This window comes from Nocardioides korecus, assembly GCF_054778395.1.
Genome location: NZ_BAAGZO010000004.1, coordinates 131,959 through 155,717, shown reverse-complemented (window position 1 = coordinate 155,717; position 23,759 = coordinate 131,959). Strand labels below are relative to the sequence as shown.

23 protein-coding genes are annotated in these 23,759 nt (G+C 73.5%); 12 read left to right on the top strand and 11 right to left on the bottom strand.

Features of this window, described 5'->3' with window-relative positions; all coding sequences use genetic code 11:
* Positions 1-59 precede the first annotated feature (59 nt).
* From ACYVDA_RS09170 to ACYVDA_RS09145, 6 genes are read right to left on the bottom strand one after another with little or no spacing between them, the layout of a single operon-like run.
* Entirely contained in the window at positions 60-1,382 is a 1,323-nt protein-coding gene (locus tag ACYVDA_RS09170; RefSeq protein WP_460817490.1) for a class I SAM-dependent methyltransferase, read from the bottom strand.
* Positions 1,379-2,659 carry a class I SAM-dependent methyltransferase gene (locus tag ACYVDA_RS09165; RefSeq protein ID WP_460817488.1) on the bottom strand — a complete coding sequence of 427 codons (1,281 nt, stop codon included), beginning with the start codon at positions 2,657-2,659 and terminating at the stop codon, positions 1,379-1,381. Before ACYVDA_RS09165 ends, ACYVDA_RS09170 begins: the two co-directional genes overlap by 4 nt.
* Entirely contained in the window at positions 2,656-4,680 is a 2,025-nt protein-coding gene (locus ACYVDA_RS09160; protein WP_460817486.1) for a DUF1365 family protein, read from the bottom strand. The genes ACYVDA_RS09165 and ACYVDA_RS09160 overlap by 4 nt, the downstream gene beginning before the upstream one ends.
* A complete protein-coding gene (locus ACYVDA_RS09155; RefSeq protein ID WP_460817483.1) occupies positions 4,677-5,447 on the bottom strand; it encodes an anti-sigma factor in 771 nt (256 codons plus the stop codon). Before ACYVDA_RS09155 ends, ACYVDA_RS09160 begins: the two co-directional genes overlap by 4 nt.
* Positions 5,444-6,103 (bottom strand): ECF RNA polymerase sigma factor SigK, encoded by a 660-nt coding sequence (gene sigK / locus ACYVDA_RS09150; protein ID WP_460817480.1) that lies wholly within the window; start codon positions 6,101-6,103, stop codon positions 5,444-5,446. The genes ACYVDA_RS09155 and sigK overlap by 4 nt, the downstream gene beginning before the upstream one ends.
* A gap of 29 nt (positions 6,104-6,132) precedes the next feature.
* Positions 6,133-6,546: a fasciclin domain-containing protein gene (locus ACYVDA_RS09145; protein WP_460817478.1), complete on the bottom strand. Its 414-nt coding sequence runs from the start codon at positions 6,544-6,546 to the stop codon at positions 6,133-6,135.
* Here ACYVDA_RS09145 and ACYVDA_RS09140 point away from each other — a divergent pair.
* Entirely contained in the window at positions 6,545-6,811 is a 267-nt protein-coding gene (locus ACYVDA_RS09140) for a hypothetical protein (RefSeq protein ID WP_460817474.1), read from the top strand. The genes ACYVDA_RS09145 and ACYVDA_RS09140 overlap by 2 nt on opposite strands.
* 61 nt (positions 6,812-6,872) lie before the next feature.
* On the opposite strand, the gene ACYVDA_RS09135 is transcribed toward ACYVDA_RS09140, so the two are convergent.
* On the bottom strand, positions 6,873-8,429 hold the full coding sequence (locus ACYVDA_RS09135; RefSeq protein ID WP_460817472.1) for a molybdopterin-dependent oxidoreductase: 1,557 nt from the start codon (positions 8,427-8,429) through the stop codon (positions 6,873-6,875).
* 79 nt (positions 8,430-8,508) lie between these two features.
* Here ACYVDA_RS09135 and rimI point away from each other — a divergent pair, with 79 nt between their 5' ends.
* From rimI to ACYVDA_RS09115, 4 genes are all read left to right on the top strand, one after another.
* Positions 8,509-9,015 (top strand): ribosomal protein S18-alanine N-acetyltransferase, encoded by a 507-nt coding sequence (rimI, locus tag ACYVDA_RS09130; protein WP_460817470.1) that lies wholly within the window; start codon positions 8,509-8,511, stop codon positions 9,013-9,015.
* Complete coding sequence (tsaD, locus tag ACYVDA_RS09125; protein WP_460817466.1) at positions 9,012-10,073, top strand: tRNA (adenosine(37)-N6)-threonylcarbamoyltransferase complex transferase subunit TsaD; 1,062 nt, start codon at positions 9,012-9,014, stop codon at positions 10,071-10,073. Before rimI ends, tsaD begins: the two co-directional genes overlap by 4 nt.
* A 214-nt stretch (positions 10,074-10,287) precedes the next feature.
* Positions 10,288-11,385, top strand: coding sequence for an S-(hydroxymethyl)mycothiol dehydrogenase (locus tag ACYVDA_RS09120; RefSeq protein WP_460817464.1), 1,098 nt, complete (start codon positions 10,288-10,290; stop codon positions 11,383-11,385).
* 5 nt (positions 11,386-11,390) lie between these two features.
* Positions 11,391-13,127 carry a glycoside hydrolase family 3 N-terminal domain-containing protein gene (locus ACYVDA_RS09115; protein WP_460817462.1) on the top strand — a complete coding sequence of 579 codons (1,737 nt, stop codon included), beginning with the start codon at positions 11,391-11,393 and terminating at the stop codon, positions 13,125-13,127.
* On the opposite strand, the gene ACYVDA_RS09110 is transcribed toward ACYVDA_RS09115, so the two are convergent.
* Positions 13,110-14,165, bottom strand: a complete 1,056-nt coding sequence (locus ACYVDA_RS09110; RefSeq protein WP_460817460.1) for an FUSC family protein — start codon at positions 14,163-14,165, stop codon at positions 13,110-13,112. The genes ACYVDA_RS09115 and ACYVDA_RS09110 overlap by 18 nt on opposite strands.
* A 39-nt stretch (positions 14,166-14,204) precedes the next feature.
* On the opposite strand from ACYVDA_RS09110, the gene ACYVDA_RS09105 reads away from it, so the two are divergent.
* Positions 14,205-14,819 (top strand): MBL fold metallo-hydrolase, encoded by a 615-nt coding sequence (locus tag ACYVDA_RS09105; RefSeq protein WP_460817457.1) that lies wholly within the window; start codon positions 14,205-14,207, stop codon positions 14,817-14,819.
* A 32-nt stretch (positions 14,820-14,851) separates the two neighbouring features.
* Positions 14,852-15,196, top strand: a complete 345-nt coding sequence (locus tag ACYVDA_RS09100) for a VanZ family protein (RefSeq protein WP_460817455.1) — start codon at positions 14,852-14,854, stop codon at positions 15,194-15,196.
* On the opposite strand, the gene ACYVDA_RS09095 is transcribed toward ACYVDA_RS09100, so the two are convergent.
* Both ACYVDA_RS09095 and ACYVDA_RS09090 read right to left on the bottom strand, forming a co-directional pair.
* A complete protein-coding gene (locus ACYVDA_RS09095; protein ID WP_460817453.1) occupies positions 15,172-16,638 on the bottom strand; it encodes an MFS transporter in 1,467 nt (488 codons plus the stop codon). The genes ACYVDA_RS09100 and ACYVDA_RS09095 overlap by 25 nt on opposite strands.
* Positions 16,635-17,813: a class I SAM-dependent methyltransferase gene (locus ACYVDA_RS09090; RefSeq protein ID WP_460817450.1), complete on the bottom strand. Its 1,179-nt coding sequence runs from the start codon at positions 17,811-17,813 to the stop codon at positions 16,635-16,637. The genes ACYVDA_RS09095 and ACYVDA_RS09090 overlap by 4 nt, the downstream gene beginning before the upstream one ends.
* Positions 17,814-18,006: 193 nt before the next feature.
* Between ACYVDA_RS09090 and groES the strand changes: the two genes are divergently transcribed.
* Both groES and groL read left to right on the top strand, forming a co-directional pair.
* On the top strand, positions 18,007-18,300 hold the full coding sequence (groES, locus tag ACYVDA_RS09085; protein WP_460818148.1) for a co-chaperone GroES: 294 nt from the start codon (positions 18,007-18,009) through the stop codon (positions 18,298-18,300).
* Between the two features lie 113 nt (positions 18,301-18,413).
* A complete protein-coding gene (gene groL / locus ACYVDA_RS09080; RefSeq protein ID WP_460817448.1) occupies positions 18,414-20,030 on the top strand; it encodes a chaperonin GroEL in 1,617 nt (538 codons plus the stop codon).
* 162 nt (positions 20,031-20,192) lie between these two features.
* Here groL and ACYVDA_RS09075 read toward each other — a convergent pair whose 3' ends face one another.
* Entirely contained in the window at positions 20,193-20,924 is a 732-nt protein-coding gene (locus tag ACYVDA_RS09075) for a FadR/GntR family transcriptional regulator (protein WP_460817445.1), read from the bottom strand.
* A gap of 115 nt (positions 20,925-21,039) precedes the next feature.
* On the opposite strand from ACYVDA_RS09075, the gene ACYVDA_RS09070 reads away from it, so the two are divergent.
* The 3 genes from ACYVDA_RS09070 to ACYVDA_RS09060 all read left to right on the top strand — a co-directional run bounded on the left by ACYVDA_RS09070 (position 21,040) and on the right by ACYVDA_RS09060 (position 23,671).
* Complete coding sequence (locus ACYVDA_RS09070; RefSeq protein ID WP_460817443.1) at positions 21,040-21,579, top strand: gluconokinase; 540 nt, start codon at positions 21,040-21,042, stop codon at positions 21,577-21,579.
* Entirely contained in the window at positions 21,579-22,961 is a 1,383-nt protein-coding gene (locus ACYVDA_RS09065) for a GntP family permease (protein WP_460818146.1), read from the top strand. The genes ACYVDA_RS09070 and ACYVDA_RS09065 overlap by 1 nt, the downstream gene beginning before the upstream one ends.
* A gap of 62 nt (positions 22,962-23,023) precedes the next feature.
* Positions 23,024-23,671: a hypothetical protein gene (locus ACYVDA_RS09060; protein ID WP_460817441.1), complete on the top strand. Its 648-nt coding sequence runs from the start codon at positions 23,024-23,026 to the stop codon at positions 23,669-23,671.
* The last annotated feature ends 88 nt before the right edge of the window (positions 23,672-23,759 follow it).

Below are 23,759 nucleotides of genomic sequence, written 5' to 3'. Positions count from 1 at the left end.
CCGTGACCACTCCGCCAGGAGCGGGTCGGCGCCGGTCGTGGCGGTGGTGGCGCCTGCGGTCACCAGCTCCGCACGGGCGACAGGGTGTGGGCTGCTCCCGGCTTGACCATCAGGATCTGGTCGACGCCCATGCGGCCGTCGCGGAAGGCCATCGCGCCGCCGACGAGGTAGAGCCGCCACACGCGCACGACCTCCTCGCTGGTCAGCTCGGTCAGGCGCTCGAGGTTGGCCTCGAAGTTCTCCAGCCACCCGGCGACGGTCTTCACGTAGTGCTCGCGCATGCCGTGCACGTCGCGGATCTCGAGCCCCCCGCGCTCGAGGAGCGCGACGGTCTCGCCGACGGGTCGCATGGTCATGTCGGGAGCGATGAAGGACTCGATGAACGGTCCGCCGCCGGGGTGGCCCGAGCGTCCGCCGGAGCGCGACATCTGCTGGATCAGGACCCGGCCGCCCGGCTTGACGGCGTCGTGGAGGACGCGGGCGTAGGTGCCGTAGTTCTTCTGCCCGACGTGCTCGCCCATCTCCAGCGAGCCGACGGCGTCGAACGGGCCGGCGCCGCGGCCGTGGGCCTCGGGGACCTCGCGGTAGTCCTGGAGCCGGATCTCGACCCGGTCCTCCAGACCCCGCTCGCGAATGCGCTCGTCGATGAACTTCTTCTGCTCCGCGGCGATCGTCACGCCGGTGACCTGGGCGCCGAAGTGCTCTGCGGCGTGCAGGGACAGCGAGCCCCAGCCACAGCCGATGTCGAGGAACCGCATCCCCGGCTCGAGACCCAGCTTGGTGCAGACCAGGTCGAGCTTGTCGCGCTGGGCGTCCTCGAGCGTGTAGCCGGGCTCGTCGCTGCGGTGGTAGCCGCAGGAGTAGGCCATCTGCGGCTCGAGGATCAGGGAGTAGAACTCGTTCGACAGGTCGTAGTGGTGGCTGATCGCCCGGCTGTCGCGCAGCTTGGAGTGCAGCCGACCCCGCAGACGGGCCTGGGAGGCCGGGGCCTCGGGGGCGCGTCCGAGGGCGCCGAGGTCCAGGGCCGTGCGCAGCGCCTGGGCGAACGCCTTCGGCGAGGGCCGTACGCCGCTCAGCCCGCGCTCGGCGGCGACCGCCCAGACGTGGGTCAGCGCGTCGTCGAGGTCGTGGTGCACCTCGATCTCGCCCGTGACGTAGGCCTGCGCCGCGCCGAGCTCGCCCGGGTGCCACAGCAGCCGGCGGATCGCGTCGGGGGTGCGGATCTCGACCAGCGGTGCGTCGGTCGGTCCGACCTCCGAGCCGTCCCACGCGCGGAGCCGGACCGGGAGGTCCCCGCCCACGAAGGGCCGCAGCGCCTCGGCCAGGCGGGCGGCGGCACCGTCGGCCGTCGGGGTGGAGGGACGCGTCTGCGTCGTCGTCATGCGGGGGGCCTCTCGAGAGTGATCTGCTGGACGTCGATGTAGCCCGAGGCGAAGCCCGCCCGCGAGTACTCCAGGTAGAAGTGCCACATCCGCTCGAAGGTCTCGTCGAACCCGAGCGCGCGCACCTCGGCCGAGGCCGCGGCGAACGCGGCGTCCCAGCGCTGGAGGGTCTCGGCGTAGTGGCGGCCGAAGGACAGCCGGTCGCTGATCGCCAGCGAGGTGTGCTCGCGGACGACCTGCTGGATCGCCTCGGTCGAGGGCAGGAAGCCGCCGGGGAAGATGTACTTGTGGATCCAGGTGTAGGTCTGCCGCGTGGCCAGCATCCGGTCGTGGGGCATGGTGATCGCCTGGATGCCGACCTTGCCGCCGGGGGCGAGCAGACGGTCGATCGTGGCGAAGTACGTCGGCCAGTAGTCGTGCCCGACGGCCTCGATCATCTCCACCGAGACGATCGCGTCGAAGCTGCCCGTGACGTCGCGGTAGTCGCTGAGCGCGATGCTCACCTGGTCGGCGTACCCCGCCTCGGCGACGCGCTGCTCGGCCAGCTCCAGCTGCTCGCTCGACAGCGTCACCGAGTGCACGTGTGCGCCGCGACGCGCGGCCCGGATGGCCAGCTCGCCCCAGCCGGTGCCGATCTCGAGCAGCCGGGTGCCGGCGGTGACGCCGGCCTGGTCCAGGAGCCGCTCGACCTTGCGCACCTGCGCGTCGGCCAGCGACTCGTCGTGGCCACCCTCGGGCGGCGCGGCCTGGCTCCAGCCGGCGTGCTCGATCACCGAGGTGTCGAAGAGCGCGGAGGAGTAGCTCAGCGTCTCGTCGAGGAAGGTCCGGAACATGTCGTTGGATAGGTCGTAGTGGTGCGCGATGTTGTCGCGGGTGTGGTCGGTGGTGTTGTCGTGGGTCTTCGGGGGACGCCGGACGTACGCCGCCCGCAGCTTCTGCAGCGGCTCGGGCACCAGCCGGGGCATCTCCGCGGCGAGCACGGTCAGGAAGCCGCCCAGGTCCTCGGCCTCGAAGGCGCGCACCAGGTAGGCCTCGCCGAAGCCGATCAGGCCGTCCTTCCCGAGCCGGGCGTAGAACTCCTCGGGCCGGTGGATGACCATCTCGGGGCCACCCAGGCCGAAGGTCTGCCCGCCCTCGTGGACGGTGACCGGCAGCCGTCGCACGGCGGCACGGAAGATCTGACGCGCGACGCGCGAGGCGACGGCCGACCGGGGTCCCGAGGGGACGACGTCGAGGCCGGGCCAGGCGGAGAGCGGGCGAGAAGGGGTGGTCGTCACTGGACGCCTTCCTGTCGGGGGTGGTCGGGCCGCGGACGGATCCCGAGTCGGCGAGCCCACAGCAGGAGGCCGTGGGCGCGGATGAGCAGGGAGCCGCGCAGCGCCTGGGGCGCGGTGCTCCAGGGACGGGGACGCTCGGTGCGCTCGCCGTCGAGGGTCGCGGAGAAGACCGCGCCGTCGTCGGCGTGCAGGGTGACGGCGACGTGCAGGCGCTCGTCGGGCCGGGGCACCGCGATCTCGTAGTGGCCGTCGGTGCCGTGGAACGGCGAGACGTACATCTGCTTCTCGGTGCGTGCCCGGCCCTGGGCGTCGGGGTGCACGAGGTAGGCGTGCCGGTCGCCGTAGGTGTTGTGCACCTCGACCACGACCGCGGCCAGCTCACCGCCGCGGCGGTGGCACCAGAACACGCTGATCGGGTTGAAGCAGTAGCCGAAGGCCCGCGGCAGCGCGGCCATCACGATCCGACCCCCGTCGGGCTCGACCCCGTTGAGCGCCAGGAAGCGCTCGACGTTGTCCTTCAGGCCCAGCGCCGGGTCGCCGAGGTGGTCGCGGGCCTCGAAGCTGCCCTTGACCGCGGCCAGCGCGCCGTGGTCCGGGACGTGGTCGAGGTCGACCAGCCAGGTCTGCGAGCGCAGGCTGAAGGTGCGGGCGAAGGGCCTGCGGCGGGTGTGCCGGATGGTGGTGGCGTACGTCGAGGCCTCCACCGGCAGCGGGCGGTCCTCGGGGGCGCCCCACTCGACGCCGAGCCGGGCGGCCGCCTGCACGCCGGAGCGGGCGCCGTCCTCGTGGAAGCCCCAGCCGTGCCAGGCGCCGGCGAAGACGACGCGGTCGGTGTCGGCCTCGCGCAGCCGACGCTGGGCGGCCACCGAGGCCGGGGTGTAGATCGGGTGCTCGTACTCCATCGTCTCGATGACCTGGGACGGGTCGACGAGGTCCTGGCCGCCCAGGGTCACGACGTACCGCTTGCCGTCGGGACGCGCGGGCAGCCGCATCAGGCGGGTCATGTCGTAGCTGACCGTGACCGTGCGGTCCACGCCGGAGGGGCGACGCAGGTAGTTCCACGAGGCCCGGGCCCGCCGGTGCCGGGGCAGCACGCTGTCGTCGGTGTGCAGCTGGGCGGTGTTGGGGGAGTACGGCATCGCGGCCAGCAGCTCGGCCTGCGCCGGCGTCGGCTCGGCCAGCATCGCCAGCGCCTGGCCCGGGTGGGTGGCCACGACGACGGCGTCGAAGGTCTCGACCCGCCCGTTGCCGTCGGTCAGCTCGACGCCGTCGGCGGTCTCGGCCAGCGAGGTCACCTTGGTGCCCAGCCGCACGTCGGGCAGGCGGGCGGCCAGCGGCTGCACATAGGAGTGCGAGCCCCCCGTGACCGTGCGCCACCGCGGCGAGCCGAAGATCTGGAGCATGCCGTGGTGGGCCAGGAAGCTGAACAGGTAGCGAGCGGGGTACTCCAGCGCGACCGCCGGGTCGCAGGACCACACGCAGGCGACCAGCGACTCCATGAAGTGCGTGCGGAACAGGGGGGTGTAGCCGCCCCGGTCCAGGAACGCGCCGAGGGTCTCCTCCGCGTCGGCGTCGGTCTCGGGCAGGGCCAGGAGCGCGCGGGCGGCCCGGTGGAAGCGGGGGATCTCGGTGAGCATCCGCAGGTACCCCGGCTGCACCGCGTTGCGCCAGGTCGGGAAGAGCCCGGGGAAGCCCAGCGCGCCGGCCCACTCCAGGCCGTGCGGGCCCTGGTCGTCGGAGCGCACCGACATCGACATGTCGGACTCCTGGGTCTCCACGCCCAGCTCGTCGAACAGGCGCAGCAGGTGGGGGTAGGTGCGCGCGTTGTGGACGATGAAGCCGGTGTCGATCCGGAGCGTGCCGTCGCCGTGCTGCACCTCGTGGGTGTCGGCATGGCCGCCGAGCCGGCTGTCGGCCTCGAACAGGGTGACCTGGGTCGACCGGTTCAGCACGTGGGCAGCGACCAGCCCCGCCACCCCGCTGCCGACGACGGCGACGCGGGTGGGGGGCGTGGAGGTCATGCGGTTCCTTGCGAGAGGTCGAACATGGCGATGGGCTTGGTGGTCGGGCGCGGGGAGCCGCTGGACGGCTCGACGGTGATCCCGACGGCGGTGGCCTTGTTGGCGTCACCGCGCAGCAGCACCTTGTTGTCGCCGGCGGTGCGCATCAACCCGGCGGGGTGCATCACGCCGGAGGCGTCGCGCAGCCACAGCTCGAAGGCCTTGCCGGACGGGGGTGCGGCCATCCCGTGGGTGACCACCACCGCCTGGCCCTTGGACTTGGAGCGGTAGACGTCGGCGCGCGAGCCGTCGGTGAAGCCGAGCGACACCTTCTGGGCGTCACCGGCCGTCACCACCTGGTCGGCGGCGCTGATCGTGGAGACGGGCGGCGTGTCCTGCCAGGGCTGGAGGACGACCCCGGTGGCGACCGCGGCGGCGGCGGCGAGCCCGGCGACGGCCTTCGCGAGGCGGCGACGCGGACGTCGGCTGCTCAGGGAGGTCACGGTCGCGGTCCTCGGGGTCACGGACCCCGGGGACTCCTCGGGGTCGGCGACCGGCGGCGGCAGCGGCCGGACACCGGCGATGCCGGCCAGGACCGAGGCGCGCAGCGAGGCGGGCGGGGTGAGGGCCGCGTGGTGGGCGAGCTCGGCCGTGGCCTCACGCAGGCTGGCCACCTCGGCCTGGCAGTCCAGGCAACCCGGCAGGTGCTCCTCGAAGATCTCGCGCTCGTGGTCGTCGAGGGCGTCGACCACGTAGGCACCGGACAGTGCGTGCAACGACTCGGTCACTGTCCCACCCCCATCATGTCCCGGAGACGGATCAGTCCGTCTCGAATTCGTGTCTTGGCCGTGCCCAGCGGGAGGTCGAGCATCTTCGCGACCTCCGTGTGGGTGTAGCCCTTGAAGTAGGCCAGCTCCAGCGCTTCCTGCTGGGCCGGCGTCAGCGTGGCCACCGCCTGCCGCACGCGGCGGGCCTCGAGCGAGGCGTGTGCTGCCTCGGCGGTGGAGTCGTGCTCGACCACCACGTTGTCCTGGTGGTACGTCGTGTCGCGTCGGGTGCTGGCCTCGGCCGAGCGGACCCGGTCGACGGCCTTGCGGTGCACCAGCGTGAGGATCCAGGACACCGCGCTGCCCTTGGCCGGGTCGAACCGGCTGGCCGTGCGCCAGATCTCCAGGAACGCCTCCTGGGTCACCTCCTCGGCCTGGGCCGGGTCGCGGACGACCCGGACCGCCAGTCCGTAGGCGCGGGCGGAGGTGGCGTCGTACAGCTCCGCGAACGCGACCTCGTCGGCTCGGGCGGAGCGCCGCAGCAGGTCCCCCAGGTGTGCGGGGTCCTGGGACCTCGAGGGGGCGTTGCGCCGCTCCGGTGCGCCCCCGCGGGGCTGCACCGACGCCTCCGGTCCCCCGACAGGGAGACCGGAGGCGCCGCTACCGAACTGATCCATGGATCAACTTTCGCAGATCTGGAGCGATGTCACTTGCCGGGCGTGAGAACGCCGTCGAGGATGTAGACGGTGGCGTTCGCGGTCTGCACATTGCCGCAGATGACGTTGGCGTTGGCGGAGCCGACGGTGAACTTCTCGCCGGAGCCCTTCACGGTGACGGTGTCACCGGCGAGGGTCTTGTGGGTGCCCGCCAGCTGGTCGGGGCTCAGGCGGCCGGCCACCACGTGGTGGGTCAGGACCTTCGTGAGCTCCTTCTTGTTCTTGAGCAGCGCGTTGAGGTCCTTGGCCGGGATCTTGGCGAAGGCGGCGTTGGCCGGCGCGAAGACGGTGATGTCCTTCGCGGAGTTCAGGGTGTCACCCAGGTTGGCGGCGGTGACCGCGGCGACCAGGGTCTTCAGGACCGGGTTGTTGCTGGCGGCGGTGGCCACCGGGGCGGTCGACATGCCCTGGAACGAACCCGAGCCGGAGGCCGGGACCGCGGTGCAGGCCGAGCCGAAGGGCTTGGTCGAGGAGGCCGACGACGCCGAGGCCGAGGGGGACTCCGAGGCGGAGGCCGACGGCGAGGAGGACGAGGCCGAGCTGCTCGAGGAACCGCTCGAGTCGCTGGAGGAGGAGCCGCAGGCCGCCACGCCGGTGGAGAGGGTGAGGGCGAGAGCGGCAAGGCCGGTGCGACGCAGAGTGCTGTTCATGGTGATGCCTTTCGGTTGACGTCTGTACTAGGTGTTCGGTGCCCGGGTCCGGGCGGATGGGGCGATCTGAAACTTTTTTCCTAGGTCGCCGTCACGACGACCTCCTGGATGCCGCTGGAGCCCGCCGGGAACGGGGTGGCGCGCTTGGCGGTCTGGGTCTTGCCCTTCACGTCCGTGGCGCGCACGGCGATCATGTGGCTGCCCGAGGTGGCCTTCCAGGGGAGGTACCACTGGCGCCAGTACTGCGTGCCGGCGTCGGAGCCGAGCTTGGCCTCCTGCCAGGCGCCGCCGTCGATGCGGACCTCGACCTTCGCGACGCCGACCGGCTGGGCCCAGGCGACCCCGGCGATCACGGTGTCGCCGGCCTTGATCGTCGACAGCGGGGCCGGGGTGTCCACGCGGCTCGAGAGCTTGATCGGGGCGTCGATGGCCCACTTGCGCTTGGTCCAGTAGGCCTCCTGCGCGGCGTACGTCGTCAGGGTCAGCTGGGTCAGCCACTTGGTGGAGCCGACGTAGCCGTAGAGGCCGGGGGTGAGCAGGCGCACGGGGAAGCCGTGCTCGCGCGGGAGCGGCTGGCCGTTCATGCCGAAGGCGAGGATCGGGTCGCGCCCGTCGAGCGCGGCCTTGAGCGGCGTCGAGATGGTGAACCCGTCGACGGCGGTGGACAGGATCTGGTCGGACTTGCTGCCGACCCCGGCCCGGTCCAGGACGTCCTTGAGGGGTACGCCGAGCCAGCGGGCGGCACCGAGCAGGTTGCCGCCGACCTCGTTGCTCACGCAGGTCATGGTGATGTCGCGCTCGACGACGTTCATCTTGGTCAGCTCCTCGAAGGAGAGGCTGAAGGGGTTCTTGACGTCCCCGTCGACCGTGAGCTTCCAGGAGCCGACGTCGACGACCGGGACGCTCAGGTTGGTGTCCACGCGGTAGAAGTCGGCGTTCTTCGTCACGAACGGGCTCACGCCCGGGACGCGCTGGTCCAGGCCGGCCGACATGGCGGGGAGCGGGTTCTTCGGCTTGGGCAGCACCACGTCGGAGATCTTGTTGCGGGCCCGGATCACCAGCTCGCCGGCACCACCGAGGACGACCGCGGTGGCCGCGATCGCGCCGGCCCCGACCAGGAAGCCGCGGCGGTCGGTCGACCGTGCCGGGGCGTCGGTCGCGCCGGCTTCGCGCTTCCCGCGACGGGGCAGGTGGAGGCGACCCACCAGCAGCGCCAGGACGAGCAGGCCGACCAGGGCCGTCGCCACGGCGGGCAGGGCGTCGACGAGACCGGCGGCCGGCTGGACCAGGGCGAAGACCCCGGCCAGGGCCACGAGCAGCGTGAGCAGCGCCGCGCCGACCGGGAACCGGCGGCTGGCCAGGACACCGGCGACGCCGGCGAGCAGCAGCGTCACCACGAGCACGCTGCCGACCAGGACGGGCTTGTCGTTGCTGCCCAGGGTGCGCACGGCCCAGGTCTTGACCGGCGTCGGGGTCAGGTTGATGACCTCGGTGCCGACGGCCAGGACCGGCGAGCTCGCCGGGACGAGGACGGCGGCGACGAGGTGCCCGACCGCCGACCCGGCCAGGGCGGCCAGCACGCCGGAGACGAACGGGGCGAGCAGGCCGCGGGAGCGGGTGTCGGGGTGAGGTGCCATGCGTGGTGTTCGGCGCCGACGCCGTCCCGGATGGGTCCGGGCGGCCGCGGTCGTCGCCGAGGACTGGGAGGATGACCGGGTGGGCGGGGCCAGGGGTGACGCGACCGAGGTGCGCGACGCGACCGCGGCCGACCTCGACGACGTCGTGCGCCTCGAGGCCGCGTGCCTGGGCCGCGACGCCTGGAGCGCCGGGCTGGTCGAGGCCGGGCTCCGCGCGGAGCTGCCGACGGTCGGCTACCTGGTAGCCGAGGCCGGGGGAGCGGTCGTGGGGCACGCCGTGACCTCGCTGGCCGGCGACGTCGCCGAGCTCCAGCGGATCGCCGTCGCCGAGGAGGCCCGGCGGCACGGGGTCGCCTCGGCCCTGCTGGCCGCGGTGCTCTCGCGGGCCGTGGCCGCCGGCGCCGAGCGGGTGCTGCTGGAGGTGCGCGAGGACAACGCGGGGGCGATCGCGTTCTACGCCCGCTCGGGGTTCGTGGAGCTGGCGCGTCGACGCCGCTACTACGCCGACGGGGCGACCGCCCTGGTGCTCCAGGTCGTGCTCCGGGTCGACCTGCCGGGCCCGACCGGTGGCACGATGACGCCGTGACCGGCGTACCCCTCTCCGAACCGCTCGTGCTCGGCATCGAGACCTCCTGCGACGAGACCGGGGTCGGCATCGTCCGCGGCCACACGCTGCTCGCCGACGCGGTCGCGTCCTCGGTCGAGGAGCACGCCCGCTTCGGCGGCGTCGTGCCCGAGGTCGCCTCGCGGGCCCACCTCGAGGCGATGGTGCCCACGATCCGGCGCGCGTGCGAGACCGCGGGCATCGTCCCCGCCGACGTCGACGCGATCGCCGTCACCTCCGGCCCGGGCCTGGCCGGCGCGCTCCTGGTGGGCGTGGCGGCGGCCAAGGCGCTGGCGCTGGCGCTGGAGAAGCCGCTGTACGGCGTGAACCACCTCGCCGCCCACGTCGCCGTCGACCAGCTCGAGCACGGCGCCCTGCCCGACCCGTGCCTGGCGATGCTCGTCTCCGGGGGGCACTCCTCGCTGCTGCGGGTCGAGGACGTGACCACCACCGTGGAGCCCCTGGGCTCGACCATCGACGACGCCGCGGGTGAGGCCTTCGACAAGGTCGCCCGCCTGCTGGGCCTGCCCTTCCCCGGCGGACCCCACGTCGACCGCGCCGCCAGGTCCGGCTCGTCGGTGGCCATCGACTTCCCCCGGGGGCTCTCCTCGCGCCGCGACCTGGAGCGGCACCGCTTCGACTTCTCCTTCTCCGGGCTCAAGACGGCGGTGGCCCGCTGGGTCCAGGCACGCGAGCTGTCCGGTGAACCGGTCCCGGTCGCCGACGTGGCCGCGTCCTTCCAGGAGGCGGTCTGCGACGTGCTGACCCGCAAGGCCGTCGACGCCGCGCGGGACCAGGGCATCGAGGACATCCTGATCGGCGGCGGGGTGGCCGCCAACTCGCGCCTGCGCGTCCTGGCCGAGGAGCGCGCCGCCGTCCACGGCATCCGCGTCCGCGTCCCCCGCCCCGGCCTGTGCACCGACAACGGCGCCATGGTCGCCGCGCTCGGCTCCGAGATGGTCGCCCGCGGCCGCACCCCCTCCTCCCTCGACCTCCCCGCCGACTCCTCCCTCCCCGTCACCGAGGTCCTCGCCGTCTGAGCGGGCGGGCGGGCGCGGCATCGGGCAGGCCGCCCGGTTTCCCAGGTGATGAACCCTTCCTGCCTCTCTGCACAGGGTGCAACCTCTGTGAGGAGGCGGTGTGGGTTCATCACCTGGGAAACTGCCGCCGTCGTACGCCCCGGGCGGCGCACCCCGACCGGCCGTCGGCTTGGATGGGGTCTCCCCCCGCACCCCACCGAACGAGGAGCACCGCATGCAGCAGGTCAAGGCCGTCATCGCCCGCAGCAAGGGGGCGCCGGTCGAGCTGGTGACGATCAACGTCCCGGACCCGGGCCCGGGGGAGGCGCTGGTGAAGGTCCAGGCGTGCGGGGTGTGCCACACCGACCTGCACTACCGCGAGGGCGGGATCAACGACGAGTTCCCGTTCCTGCTCGGCCACGAGGCCGCCGGGATCGTGGAGGCCGTCGGCGAGGGCGTCACCGAGGTCGCCGCGGGCGACTTCGTGGTGCTGAACTGGCGCGCGGTCTGCGGTGAGTGCCGGGCCTGCAAGCGCGGGGAGCCGCAGTACTGCTTCGCCACCCACAACGCCACCCAGAAGATGACGCTGGCCGACGGGGAGGGCGCCGGCACCGAGCTGAGCCCGGCCCTGGGGATCGGGGCCTTCGCGGAGAAGACCCTGGTCGCGGCCGGTCAGTGCACCAAGGTCGACCCCGAGGCGCGTCCGGCGGCCGTGGGCCTGCTCGGGTGCGGCGTGATGGCCGGTATCGGTGCGGCGATCAACACCGGCAACGTCGGGCGCGGCAGGTCGGTCGCGGTGATCGGGTGCGGCGGTGTCGGCGTGGCCGCGATCGCGGGCTCGGCCCTGGCCGGTGCGGGCACGATCATCGCGGTCGATCTGGACGAGAAGAAGCTCGCGGCGGCCACCACCGCCGGTGCGACCCACACCGTGAACAGCAAGGACCGTGACGCCGTCGAGGCGATCCAGGAGCTCACCGGCGGCTTCGGCGCCGACGTGGTCATCGACGCGGTCGGTCGCCCCGAGACCTGGAAGCAGGCGTTCTACGCCCGCGACCTGGCCGGCACCGTGGTCCTGGTCGGCGTGCCGACCCCGGACATGACCATCCCGGAGATCCCGCTGATCGACGTCTTCGGGCGCGGCGGGTCGCTGAAGTCCAGCTGGTACGGCGACTGCCTGCCCAGCCGCGACTTCCCGATGCTGGTCGACCTCTACACCCAGGGTCGCCTCGACCTCGACGCGTTCGTCAGCGAGGAGATCGGGATCGGCGACGTCGAGGCCGCCTTCGAGAAGATGCACTCCGGCGACGTGCTGCGCTCGGTCGTCATCCTCTGAGCGCCGTGCCCCGGCCCCTGGTCGGCCTCCTGACCCTCCTGCTGCTCCTCACCGGGTGCAGCAGCGGGGGTCCGGAGGCGACGGGGGAGGGGCGACGCACGCCGTCGGCCGCCCCGCAGGAGCCCGGGCCCACCTTCGGCGAGCGCGCCGTACGCCGGATGACCCTGCGCCAGACCGCCGGACAGGTGATCGTCACGCGCTGGACCGGGACCGCCTCGCCCGCGCCGCTCGTGCGGCGCCTCCACCTCGGCGGCGTGATCGCGTTCAGCGACAACGTGACCTCGCCCGACCAGGTCCGCGGCGTCAACCGCAGCGTCGACCGGGTCGTGCGACGACGCGGATGGCCCGCCTTCGTCGGCGTCGACCAGGAGGGCGGGCTCGTCGACCGGGTCGGGGCGCCGAGCACCGACTTCCCGGCGTTCATGGCCACCGGCGCGGCGGACGACCCCGACCTGACCCGGCGGGCCGCCCGCGCCAGCGCCGCGGAGATGCGGGGCCTGGGCTTCGACGTCGTCCTGGCCCCCGACGCCGACGTCACGGTCGGCGACCGGGACAGCGCCATCGGCTCCCGCTCGGCCGGTGGACGCCCCGCCGCGGTGGCGCGCCAGGTGGTGGCCGCCACCCGGGGCGTCGAGGACGCCGGCGTGCTCCCGGTGGTCAAGCACTTCCCCGGTCACGGGGCGCTGACGACCGACAGCCACCTGGGCCTGCCGGTCCAGGACCGGTCGCTGCGGCGGATGCGCCGCACCGACCTGGTCCCGTTCGTCGCGGCGGTCGCCGCCCACGCGCCGGCCGTCCTGGTGGGCCACATCGCGGTCCGGTCCGTCGACCGGGGCGTCCCGGCGTCGATCTCGCGCCGGGTGACCACCGGCCTGCTGCGCCGCGACCTGGGGTTCCGGGGTCTCGTGGTCACCGACGCCCTCGACATGGCCGGCGTGCAGCAGCAGGCACCCGGTCCCGCCGCCGCGGTGCGGGCGCTGCGGGCGGGGGCCGACGTGCTGCTGATGCCGCCCGACCCCCGGGCCGCCCGCGACGCGATCGTGCGCGCCGTGCGCACCGGTCACCTCGACCGTGGCCGGCTCGACCAGGCCGCCGCCCGGATGATCGACGCCCTGCACGCGCTGCCGCGGGGTCGGGCAGCGGCCCCCGGCAGCGGGCGCGGCGCGGCTGCGGCCCTGACCCGGGCCGCGACCACGTCGGTGGCCGGCCCGTGCTCGGGTCGCCTGGTCGCCGACCGCGTGCGCCTGGTCGGACCCGCCTCCGACGTGGCCGCCCTCGGGCCCCGGCTGGAGGCGCGCGGGGTGACGGTCCTGCACGACACCACCAGGCGCGTGCGTGCGGGCAGCCGCCGGGTGGTCACCGGCCACCGCACCGAGGTGACCAAGGTCAGGAAGCGCATCCGTCACCCGAAGCCCGGGGGGAAGAAGTTCCGCGTGGTCAAGGTCCGCACCCGCGTCGAGGTGACCAAGAAGGTGCCGGTCTTCCGCACCGTCGTCGTGCGCGCGGACGCCCCCACCCTGGCCCTGGTCGGCAGCGACGGCGGCACCCCGGCACCCGCCGACGTCACCGTCGCGCTGGACCGTCCCGGCGTGCTCGGACGGGTGTCCTCGCGCGTCGAGCTGGCGACGTACGGCGACGAGCCGGTCGTCCTGGACAACCTGGTCGCCGTCCTCCTCGGGCAGCAGCGAGCCCCGGGACGGCTGCCGCTGGACGTGCCCGGAGCCTCACGCCGCGGCTGCTGAGCCCCCACCACCGGTGCCGCGGGGCCGCCGGTCCCGGGTCAGCCACCCGGCCAGGACGCCGACGGCGACGCCGACCACGGTCTCGACCCCGCGGTCGAGCAGGAGCGGACCCGCCGGGCTGGGCGCCGCCAGGTGCCCCACGAGCAGGGCCAGCGGGGTCACCGCCACCAGCGCGAGCGCGTAGTTGCGGCCCACCAGCAGCTCCGCAACCCCCTGCAGGACCACGACCACCACGACCAGCACCAGCCCGCGCGGGTCCAGGGCCAGCAGCGCCGCCGCGACGACCAGGCCCAGGGCCGTCCCCACCAGGCGCTGCACGCCCCGGACGACCTGGGCGAGCAGGGCGTGGGCCGAGAGCGGCACCACCGCCCCGACGACGGCCCAGTAGGGGTGCCCGATGCCCAGGCCGGTCGCGACCGCCCCGGCGACCAGGGCGGCCCCGGCGCAGCGGGCGACGTGGCGCCGGGCCACCGCGGCGAGGTCGACGCGGGGCACGGGGGTGCGCGCGACCTCCTGGGGACGGACCCGCGCGCGGCGCAGCTGGCCGGCGCCGCCCACCGCCACCGCGAGCAGGGCGGCCGACCCGGTGACCAGCAGGCCGACCGGCACGTCCGCGGCCGAGGAGTCGATCGAGGCGGTCGCGGCGAAGGCGAAGACCGGGAACAGCGGCCCGGGCGGGTGCCACCCCTGGGCGTCGGAGGCGAGCGAGGCCAGCCCCGCGACCATCGCCCCGACCACCACCGCGACCCACCGGCGCTCCGGCAGCGACCCCACCAGGACGCCGAGGGTCACGCAGGTCGTCAGGACCCCGGCGGCGGTGACCTGCATGCGGGTGCGCGCCGGGTGCAGCCGCTCCCGGCCGTAGAGCGAGGTGAACGCCCCGAAGGTGGCGTAGATCGACCACTCCAGCCGCCCCAGCGCGGCCAGCACCAGCAGCGGCACCAGGACCGAGACGGCGGCACGCAGGGCGACCCGGTGGTCGCCGCGGTCGGGTCCGACCCGGGTCAGGTCGCCCCAGAGCTGCTCGAGGGTGGCCACCCGCCGATCCTCCCGCACCCGCCTGCGTAGGGTCGCCCCATGAGCTCCCACGTCCGTGTCGACCACGCCACCACCAGCGGCACCTTCTCCCTCGACGGCGAGACCCACGAGGTCGAGAACAACGTCTGGGTCATCGGCGACGACGACGAGTGCGTCGTGATCGACGCCCCCCATGACGTCGACGACATCCTCGCCGTGGTCGCGGGTCGCCAGGTCAAGGCGATCATCGCCACCCACGCCCACGACGACCACGTGCGGGTGGCGCCGGCGCTGCGCGAGCGGGTCTCGGCCCCGATCCTGATGCATCCCGCCGACAAGGAGGTCTGGGAGCTCACCCACCCCGACTTCCTGTGGGACGTCGACCTCGAGGACGGCCAGACGATCAAGGTCGGCGGCGCGGCGCTCAAGGTGATCCACACGCCGGGCCACGCACCGGGCGCGATCTGCCTCTACGTCCACGACCTCGGCTGCGTCTTCACCGGCGACACCCTCTTCCAGGGCGGCCCCGGGGCGACGGGTCGGTCCTTCAGCGACGCCGACCTGATCCTGGAGTCGATCCGCACCCGCCTGCTGGACCTGCCCGACGAGACGGTCGTCCACACCGGCCACGGGCCCGACACCACCATCGGCGCCGAGCGCGCCGGCCTGTCCTGAGCACGACCACCGGCGCCCGCCCGGTCGCGCTGGTGGCGGCGCGGACGCTCTTCCTGCTGCTCGTGCTGGCCAGCCTGGTGGCCTTCCTGACCCCGGGCCCCGACGTGCCCAGAGGCGGCCCGAACGACAAGGTCGTGCACGCCACCATCTTCGCCGTGCTGACGCTGTCGGGCCTGCTCGCGGCCGTCCCGCGGGTCCGGCTCGGCGTGGGCCTCGCGGCGTACGCCGCCCTGAGCGAGGTGCTCCAGGCCACCCTGCCGATCCAGCGCGACGGCGACTGGCGCGACTGGGTCGCCGACGTGACCGGCGTGCTGCTCGCGCTGCTCCTGGGGCGGGCGCTCGCGATGGTCGCTCAGCGGCGTGCGCGCGACCGCTGACGCAGGATGTCGGCGGTCCCGATCGCCACGGCGAGGGCCACGAAGCCCAGGGCGGCGGTGACCGCGGCGCCCAGCCCACCGGCGTACGCCGCGGGGCCGGTGCCGTCCACCGCGGACAGGAACACCGCCCCGATCACCGCCTGACCGATCGCGAGCCCGACCCGCTGCGCGGTCTGCAGGACGCCGCCGGCGGTGCTGCCGGTGACCGGGTCGACGTCGGCCAGGGTGAGCGCCTGGTTGGGCGTGATCAGCCCGCCGTTGCCCAGCCCCATCACGAACAGCGGGCCCGCCAGCACCAGCGCGGCGTGCTCGGTGGGCACGGTGCGCGCGACCAGGGCCATCGCGACCGCGCCGAGGCCGAACAGCAGCGCCGCGCCGACCACCATCGGTCGACCCAGCCGGGTGACGAACCGCCCCGCGGTCTGGGCGGCGACCGCGCTGCCCACGGCGAAGGACGTCACGCCCAGCGCCGACTCCAGGGCGCTGTAGCCGAGCCCGCGCTGGAAGTAGAGGGCCAGCACCAGCGGCAGGCCCGCGGTGGCGGGGAAGTAGCACAGCGCCAGCACGACCCCGGAGGTGTACGACGGCCGACGGAACAGCCGCAGGTCGACCAGCGGGTCGGCGTCGGTGCGGGTCAGGCGGCTCTCGCGCCGCCAGAAGACGACGAGCAGGACCACGGTGGGGACCGCGAGCAGCAGCAGCCGCGAGCCCACCGAGTCGTACTCCACCGCGGTGACCAGCACGCACAGGGTCGCCGCGCCGAGCAGCAGGGCGCCGACCACGTCGAGCCGGTGCCGGCCGGTGGCCGGGCTGTCGGGCAGGAACCGCCGGGCCATCACCACGACCACGACCGCGACCGGCACGTTGACGAAGAACACCAGCCGCCAGCCCAGGTCGGGGCCGCCGAGCGCGATCAGCACGCCGCCCACCAGCGGTCCCAGCGCGGTGCCGAGGCCGACCGTGGTGCCGAGCGCACCGAAGGCCCGGCCGCGCTCACCCCCGCGGAACATCTGCTGGATCAGACCCGAGACCTGGGGGTTGATCAGGCCCCCGGAGATCCCCTGGAGCACCCGCATCGCGATCAGCACCGGGGCCGTGGGCGCCAGCCCGGAGAGCGCGCTCGTCAGCGCGAAGCCGATCACGCCGACCTGGAACATCCGGCGGCGGCCGTGGTCGTCGCCGAGCCGGCCGGCCAGCACCGGCACCAGCCCGAAGGCCAGGGTGTAGCCGCTGACCACCCACTGCAGCTGCGCGGGCCCGGCCCCCGTCGAGTCCGCGATCGAGGGCAGCGCGACGTTGGTCACCGAGACGTCGAGCAGCGTCATGAACAGCGCGCTGCAGCAGACCAGGAGCGCGATCCAGCGGCGGTGGTCGGCCGCGGGGTCGACGGGAGCGGCGGCTGCCGGCGGGACCCCGGTCCGGCCGGGGGGAGGCTCGCTCACGTGACGGGCTCCACCAGCAGCGCGGTGCCGCGGCCGGCCACCCGGGTCAGCACCAGGGTCGCCTCCTGGTCCCCGCGCAGGCTCAGCCGCTTGCGCAGCTCCTCCGGCACCACCGCGACGCCCCGCTTCTTGATGGTCAGCCGCCCCACGCCGCGCTCGCGCAGGGCGGCCCGCAGCGGCTTCTCCCGGTAGGGCACCTCCTCGAGCACCCGGTAGCAGCGCGCGAACGGCGTGCGCACCGGCTCCGGGGAGGTGACGTAGGCGATGTGCTCGTCGACCAGCTGCCCGCCGACGACCGCGGCCACGGCGGTGACCAGGCCGGCGCGGACGACGGCGCCGTCCGGCTCGTGGAGGTACGCCGACACCGGGCCGACGCCGACCGCGCCAGGACCCGGGTCCTCGTCGTCGGTCATCGTGGCCAGCCCGCCGTCGCCGAGGACGGTGGCCCGCCGGCGGGTCGTGGCCAGCCGGCCCGACCAGAGCACGGCCTCCTTGACCTCGCGGTGGTCGCTGACCCACTCGGCCTCGACGCCCTCGGGGACCAGGTCGTGGGGGATCCCGGGGGCGGTCTTCACGCACGAGGCGCGGCGCAGCAGCCCCTCCACGAAGGGCCACGGCGGGGTCCAGCCGTCGGCGTCGAACGTCCGTCCCCGCGCGGTGCGCCGGGCCGGGTCGGCGAAGGCCACGTCGAAGGGGGTGGTGTCGACGGTGGTCGCGTCGGCGACGGCGACCGCCCCACCCAGGCCGAGGGCCGCGAGGTTGGCCCGCGCGACCGCGACCCGCACCGGGTCCAGGTCGACGCCGGCGCAGGTGATCCCGGCCCGGGCCAGCGCGACCAGGTCGCCGCCGATGCCGCAGCCGAGGTCGACCACGGTGCCGGTGCCGGCCGCCACCAGCCGTGCGGCGCGGTGGGCGGCGACGGGCAGCCGGGTCGACTGCTCCAGCCCGTCGGGGGTGAAGAACATGACGTCGGCCAGGTCGCCGAACTTGGCGCGGGCACGACGTCGCAGCTCGACCTGGGTCAGCGCGGCGGCCACCAGGGCCGGCTCGGCGTGCCGCCGCAGCTCCGTCTGCACGCGCAGCGGATCGGGGTCGTCCTCGGTGGCGCGCGTCGCCCGCGCGAGCAGGGCCTGCCCGGACGGGCCGACCAGCTGCTCCACCGCCGCGACGTCCACGCCCCGCATCCTCGCGCACAGGTGGGCGCGCTGGCACTCGCGGAGCCCGAGTGCTAGTTTTTCCACTGGCACTCTCCTGGTGAGGGTGCCAGCGCCCGTGCCGATGCGCGACCCCCGCGACGGCGTACGTCGGACCAGGCGCGCGAACTTCAAGACAGCAACCAACGACTTGTGGAAAGTGGAGGTCGACATCGTGTCGGTCAACATCAAGCCCCTCGAGGACCGGATCGTCGTCAAGGCCCTCGAGGCCGAGCAGACCACGGCTTCCGGCCTGGTCATCCCTGACACCGCGAAGGAGAAGCCCCAGGAGGGCGAGGTCCTGAGCGTGGGTCCGGGTCGCATCGACGACAAGGGCAACCGCGTCCCGCTCGACGTCAACGTCGGCGACAAGGTCATCTACAGCAAGTACGGCGGCACCGAGGTCAAGTACGCCGGCGAGGAGTACCTCATCCTCTCCGCGCGCGACGTCCTCGCCATCGTCGGCTGACCGAACCCCCTCGATAGTCCGAGGTCGAAGACCGCTCCCGACCTCGGGACGCTCTTCGCCTCGGACTGTCGCTTTTCTCCTCCACCGAACACACGAAAGGAGCATCCACCGAGATGCCCAAGATCCTGGAGTTCGACGAGCACGCCCGTCGCTCGCTCGAGCGCGGCGTGGACAAGCTCGCCAATGCCGTCAAGGTGACGCTCGGCCCCCGCGGCCGCTACGTCGTCCTGGACAAGAAGTGGGGTGCGCCCACCATCACCAACGACGGGGTGACCGTCGCCCGCGAGATCGAGCTGGACGACCCGTTCGAGAACCTCGGCGCCCAGCTGACCAAGGAGGTGGCCACCAAGACCAACGACGTCGCCGGTGACGGCACCACCACCGCCACCGTGCTGGCCCAGGCGATGGTCCACGAGGGCCTGCGCTCCGTGGCCGCCGGGATCAACCCGATGAGCCTCAAGCGGGGCATGGACAAGGCGACCGCCGCCGTCAGCAAGGCGCTCGACGAGGCCGCCCGCGACGTCGACGACCGCAGCGACATGGCCGCCGTCGCGACCGTCTCGAGCCGCGACAGCCACATCGGCGACCTGCTCGCGCAGGCGTTCGACAAGGTCGGCAAGGACGGCGTCATCACGGTCGAGGAGTCCAACACCATGGGCACCGACCTTGAGTTCACCGAGGGGATGCAGTTCGACAAGGGCTACCTCTCGCCGTACTTCGTCACCGACCAGGAGTCGATGGAGGCCGTCCTCGACGACCCCTACATCCTGCTGCACCAGGGGAAGATCTCGGCGATCGCCGAGCTGCTCCCGTTGCTGGAGAAGGTCATCGCCGCCGGCAAGCCGCTGTTCATCCTGGCCGAGGACGTCGAGGGCGAGGCGCTCTCGACCCTGGTCGTGAACAAGATCCGTGGCACCTTCAACGCCGTGGCCGTCAAGAGCCCCGCGTTCGGTGACCGCCGCAAGTCGATGATGCAGGACATCGCCACCCTCACCGGTGGTCAGGTCATCGCCCCCGAGGTCGGGCTCAAGCTCGACCAGGTCGGCCTCGAGGCGCTGGGCACCGCCCGCCGCGTCGTGGTGACCAAGGACAACACCACCATCGTCGAGGGTGGCGGGCAGGCCGACGAGGTCGCCGGTCGCGTGAACCAGATCAAGGCCGAGATCGAGTCGACCGACTCCGACTGGGACCGCGAGAAGCTCCAGGAGCGCCTGGCCAAGCTCGCCGGCGGCGTGTGCGTCGTCCGCGTGGGTGCCGCCACCGAGGTCGAGCTCAAGGAGAAGAAGCACCGCATCGAGGACGCCGTCTCCGCGACGCGCGCCGCGATCGAGGAGGGCATCGTCGCCGGTGGCGGCTCCGCCCTCATCCACGCGGTGTCCGTGCTCGAGGGCGACCTCGGCCTGACCGGCGACGAGGCCATCGGCGTGCGCGTCGTGCGCAAGGCCGCCGACGAGCCGCTGCGCTGGATCGCCGAGAACGGTGGCGACCAGGGCTACGTCGTGATCGCCAAGGTCCGCGAGCTCGGGGTCGGCAACGGCTACAACGCCGCGACCCAGACCTACGGCGACCTGGTCTCCCAGGGCGTGCTCGACCCGGTCAAGGTCACCAAGTCGGCCCTGGTCAACGCGACCTCGATCGCGGGCATGCTGCTCACGACCGAGACGCTGATCGTCGACAAGCCCGAGGAGGAGCAGCCCGAGGCTGCCTCCGGCCACGGGCACGGTCACTGATCGACCGCTGAACCACCTCTGACCCTGGAGGCCCTGCCGGTTTCCCAGGTGATGAGCCCTTGCTGCCTCTCTGCACACCAGATCTGGTGTGCAGAGAGGCAGTTTCGGTTCATCACCTGGGAAACCGCCGCCCCCGTGGCGCCCCAGCAGGCCGTACGCCGATCAGGAGCCGTCGTGCTCCCGGCGCATGGCGGCGGCGGCCTCGTCGATGATCGACCGCATCGCGTGCTCGGCGGCGACGGGGTCGCGCTCGCGCACGGCCCGGGCGACGGCGTCGTGCAGCGCGATCGCCTCGGGGTTGGGTCGGGCCGGCATCAGGTCGTGGTGGGTGCGTCCGGCGAGGACCTCGGCCACCACCTGGGCCAGGGCCCGGATCATCTCGTTCCCGCTGGCCTCGAGCAGGGTGGCGTGGAAGCGCACGTCGGCGACCAGATAGGCCTCGAGGTCGCCCTCGCGGCCCAGCACCGTCATGTCGCTGACCGCCGCGGCCAGCTCGGAGCACTGGGCGGCGCTGGCCCGCTCGGCGGCCAGTGAGGCCGCCACCGGCTCGAAGCCTCGGCGCAGCTCGCTGAGGGAGAGCAGCTGGGCGGTGCGGTCCTCGCCGGCCAGGCGCCAGCGGATCAGCCGCGGGTCGAAGACGTTCCACGCCGACCGCGGCTGGACGGTCACGCCCACCCGGCGGCGCGAGGTCACCAGCCCCATCGACTCGAGCACCCGCACGGCCTCGCGGGCCACGGGGGTGGACACGGCGTACTCCCGGGAGATCGCCTCGAGGGTCAGCACCGTCCCGGCCGCGAGGTGCGCCGGGTCGCCGTGGTCGGTGGAGACCAGGCGGGCGCCGAGCGCGTCGAGCACCTCGGCGTGCAGCGCCCCGTGGGCCCGGCCGACAGTCATGCCCGCATCCTGACAGGTGCCTCCCACGGAAAGAAGATCCGATCAATATCCGTCCGGGTCTTGCAAAGATCATATCTTTGGGGTGGACTGTGGTGACCGTCACAAGGGAGACCGCATGACCAGCACCTCGCTGCCACCCACCCCGCCGCTCGTGGTCGCCATGGGCGTCTCGGGCTCGGGCAAGTCGACCGTGGGGGCCGCCCTCGCGCAGCGCCTGCGGGTGCCGTTCGCGGACGCCGACGACTTCCACCCCGAGGCCAACATCGTCAAGATGACCGCCGGCCACGCCCTCGACGACGACGACCGTCGACCGTGGCTGGAGGCGATCGGCCGGTGGCTCGACGACCACGCGGCGACCGGGGGAGTGATGAGCTGCTCGGCGCTCAAGCGCGCCTACCGCGACCAGCTGCGGGCGCACGCGCCGCGGTGCGAGTTCCTCCACCTCGCCGGCAGCCCCGAGGTGATCGCCCGGCGCCAGGCCAGCCGTCCCGGCCACTTCATGCCGCCCTCGCTGCTCGCCTCGCAGTTCGCCACCCTCGAGCCCCTCGACCCCGACGAGCTCGGGCTCGTCGTCGACGTCGACCAGCCGGTCGACGCGATCGTCCAGACCTACGTCGACCAGCACGCCACGCCCAGCAAGGAGCCCCGCCCATGATGTTCGTCCCCCTCGCCGACGCGGCGCCGCTGACCCAGCCGGTCGCCGCCGGCTGGCAGCTGGTCACCGCGGCCCTCGTGGCCATCGCGCTGATCGTCGCCCTGATCACCTTCGCCAAGCTGCACCCGTTCCTCGCCCTGATCTTCGGCGCGCTGACCGTGGGCATCGTGGCCGGCCAGGACGTCGGCGGCGTGATCACGAGCTTCTCCACCGGATTCGGTGCCACCGCGGCCGGCGTCGGGGCCCTGATCGCCCTGGGCGCGATGTTCGCCAAGCTGCTGGCCGACTCCGGTGGCGCCGACCAGATCGTCGACACCATCGTGGGCCGCTCCTCGCGCCGCGCCCTGCCCTGGGCGATGGCCGGGGTCGGTGCCCTGATCGGGCTGCCGATGTTCTTCGAGATCGGCCTGGTGCTCCTGATGCCGGTGATCTACCTGGTCGCCCGCCGGGCGCAGCTCTCGGTGATCACCATCGGGATCCCGACGCTGGCCGGCCTCTCGGCGATGCACGGCCTGGTGCCCCCGCACCCCGGCCCGCTGGTCGCGATCAGCTCCCTGGGCGCCGACCTCGGCACCACCTTGATGCTGGGCGTGCTCGTGGCCGTCCCGACCGTCGTGGTCGCCGGGCCCCTGTTCGGCAAGCTCGCCGGCCGCTGGGTCGACGTGCCGGCCCCGGAGATCTTCGAGGGCCGCGACGAGCGCACCGTCGGTGACCGCCCCGCCTTCGGCGCCACCGTCGCGACGGTGCTGCTGCCGGTGGCGCTGATGATGGCCAAGGCCGTCGTCGACATCGCCGTCGACGACCCCGAGCAGCGTCTCCAGCAGGTCTTCGACGTCATCGGCAACCCCTTCGTGGCGCTGCTGATCGCGGTCGTGGTCGCGATGTTCACCCTGGGCCGCGCCTCGGGCATGGACCGGGCCGGCATCACCAGGACCGTGGAGTCCTCGCTGCCCGCCATCGCCGGCATCCTGCTGATCGTCTCGGCCGGCGGCGGCTTCAAGCAGGTGCTCGTCGACACCGGCATCGGCACGCTGCTCGCCGACTGGGCCAAGGGCGCGAACATCTCGGTGCTGGTCCTGGCCTGGGTGCTGGCGGTCCTGATCCGCCTCGCCACCGGCTCGGCCACCGTCGCCACCATCACGGCCTCGGCGCTGATGCTGGGCCTGGTCGAGGGCCTCAGCACGGGGGAGACCTCGCTGGTGGTGCTCGCGATCGGCTCGGGCTCGGTGTTCTTCTCCCACGTCAACGACGCCGGCTTCTGGCTGGTCAAGGAGTACTTCGGCCTCTCGGTCGGCCAGACGCTCAAGTCCTGGTCCCTGATGGAGACGGTGCTCTCGGTCAGCGGGCTGGTCTTCGTCCTGCTGCTGGGCCTCGTGGTCTGAGAGCGGGGGCTGCGGGGCGGGGCGCGGGGGGTCCCGCCCCGGTCCGCGCCTAGCCTGGGCGCGTGCGAGCTCGACGAGGTGTCCCCGCCGACCAGACCGGTCCCGACGGCCCGGACGGCCCTGCCCCGCAGCGGGCGGTGGCCCTGCGTCAGTCCGGGGCGGTCTGGGTGCCCCTGGCCGTGTGGGTGGTCGGGGCGGCCTGCGTCGTCGACGCGGTCGTCGAGGGGTCGGCGGCGTACGCCGTTCAGACCGTGCTGGTCGTGGCCGCCGTCTCCTACCTCGCCTGGGTGGGGCTGTTCAGCCCGCGCCTGGAGGTCGGCACCGACGCGCTCCGGGTGGTCAACCCGCTGCGCGTCCACGAGGTGCCGTACGCCGCGCTGGAGACCGTCGACGTCCGCGGCCTGGTCGTGCTCGCCTACCGCGGCGAGGGCGGCCGGCTCCGGCGCGTCACCTCCTGGAACGCTCCCGGCGTCCCGCGGCGCCGGCCCGCCCGTGGAGCGGGTGGTCTCCGGGGCCGCGCGCTCCCGACGCCGCCGGTCGAGCAGTCCGCCTCCACGGTCACCGTCGAGCGGTTCCGGGACGCCTGGACGCGCTCCGGAGGGCCCGCCCGCGACGCCGACCGCACCGGCTCGGTGACCTGGCGGAGCCGCGAGGCCGCGGTCCTGGTGGCCCTGGTGGCCGTCGCATTCGTTATCGGGTTGTTGCCGTGACGCATGAGATCCATCACGATTTCCGGCCTCGACGGTTGCTAGCGTGCAACCGAATGTTCGGCCCCTTCCCCCGCGAGTAGATCCAGAG

What these genes read in the sequence shown, in the direction of transcription:
- ACYVDA_RS09170 (WP_460817490.1), bottom strand. Translation starts at nt 1,382, where the DNA reads ATGACGACGACGCAGACGCGTCCCTCCACCCCGACGGCCGACGGTGCC.
- ACYVDA_RS09160 (WP_460817486.1), bottom strand. Translation starts at nt 4,680, where the DNA reads ATGACCTCCACGCCCCCCACCCGCGTCGCCGTCGTCGGCAGCGGGGTG.
- sigK (WP_460817480.1), bottom strand. Translation starts at nt 6,103, where the DNA reads ATGGATCAGTTCGGTAGCGGCGCCTCCGGTCTCCCTGTCGGGGGACCG.
- ACYVDA_RS09140 (WP_460817474.1), top strand. Translation starts at nt 6,545, where the DNA reads ATGCCCTGGAACGAACCCGAGCCGGAGGCCGGGACCGCGGTGCAGGCC.
- ACYVDA_RS09145 (WP_460817478.1), bottom strand. Translation starts at nt 6,546, where the DNA reads ATGTCGACCGCCCCGGTGGCCACCGCCGCCAGCAACAACCCGGTCCTG.
- ACYVDA_RS09135 (WP_460817472.1), bottom strand. Translation starts at nt 8,429, where the DNA reads ATGGCACCTCACCCCGACACCCGCTCCCGCGGCCTGCTCGCCCCGTTC.
- ACYVDA_RS09120 (WP_460817464.1), top strand. Translation starts at nt 10,288, where the DNA reads ATGCAGCAGGTCAAGGCCGTCATCGCCCGCAGCAAGGGGGCGCCGGTC.
- ACYVDA_RS09105 (WP_460817457.1), top strand. Translation starts at nt 14,205, where the DNA reads ATGAGCTCCCACGTCCGTGTCGACCACGCCACCACCAGCGGCACCTTC.
- groL (WP_460817448.1), top strand. Translation starts at nt 18,414, where the DNA reads ATGCCCAAGATCCTGGAGTTCGACGAGCACGCCCGTCGCTCGCTCGAG.
- ACYVDA_RS09075 (WP_460817445.1), bottom strand. Translation starts at nt 20,924, where the DNA reads ATGACTGTCGGCCGGGCCCACGGGGCGCTGCACGCCGAGGTGCTCGAC.
- ACYVDA_RS09070 (WP_460817443.1), top strand. Translation starts at nt 21,040, where the DNA reads ATGACCAGCACCTCGCTGCCACCCACCCCGCCGCTCGTGGTCGCCATG.
- ACYVDA_RS09065 (WP_460818146.1), top strand. Translation starts at nt 21,579, where the DNA reads ATGTTCGTCCCCCTCGCCGACGCGGCGCCGCTGACCCAGCCGGTCGCC.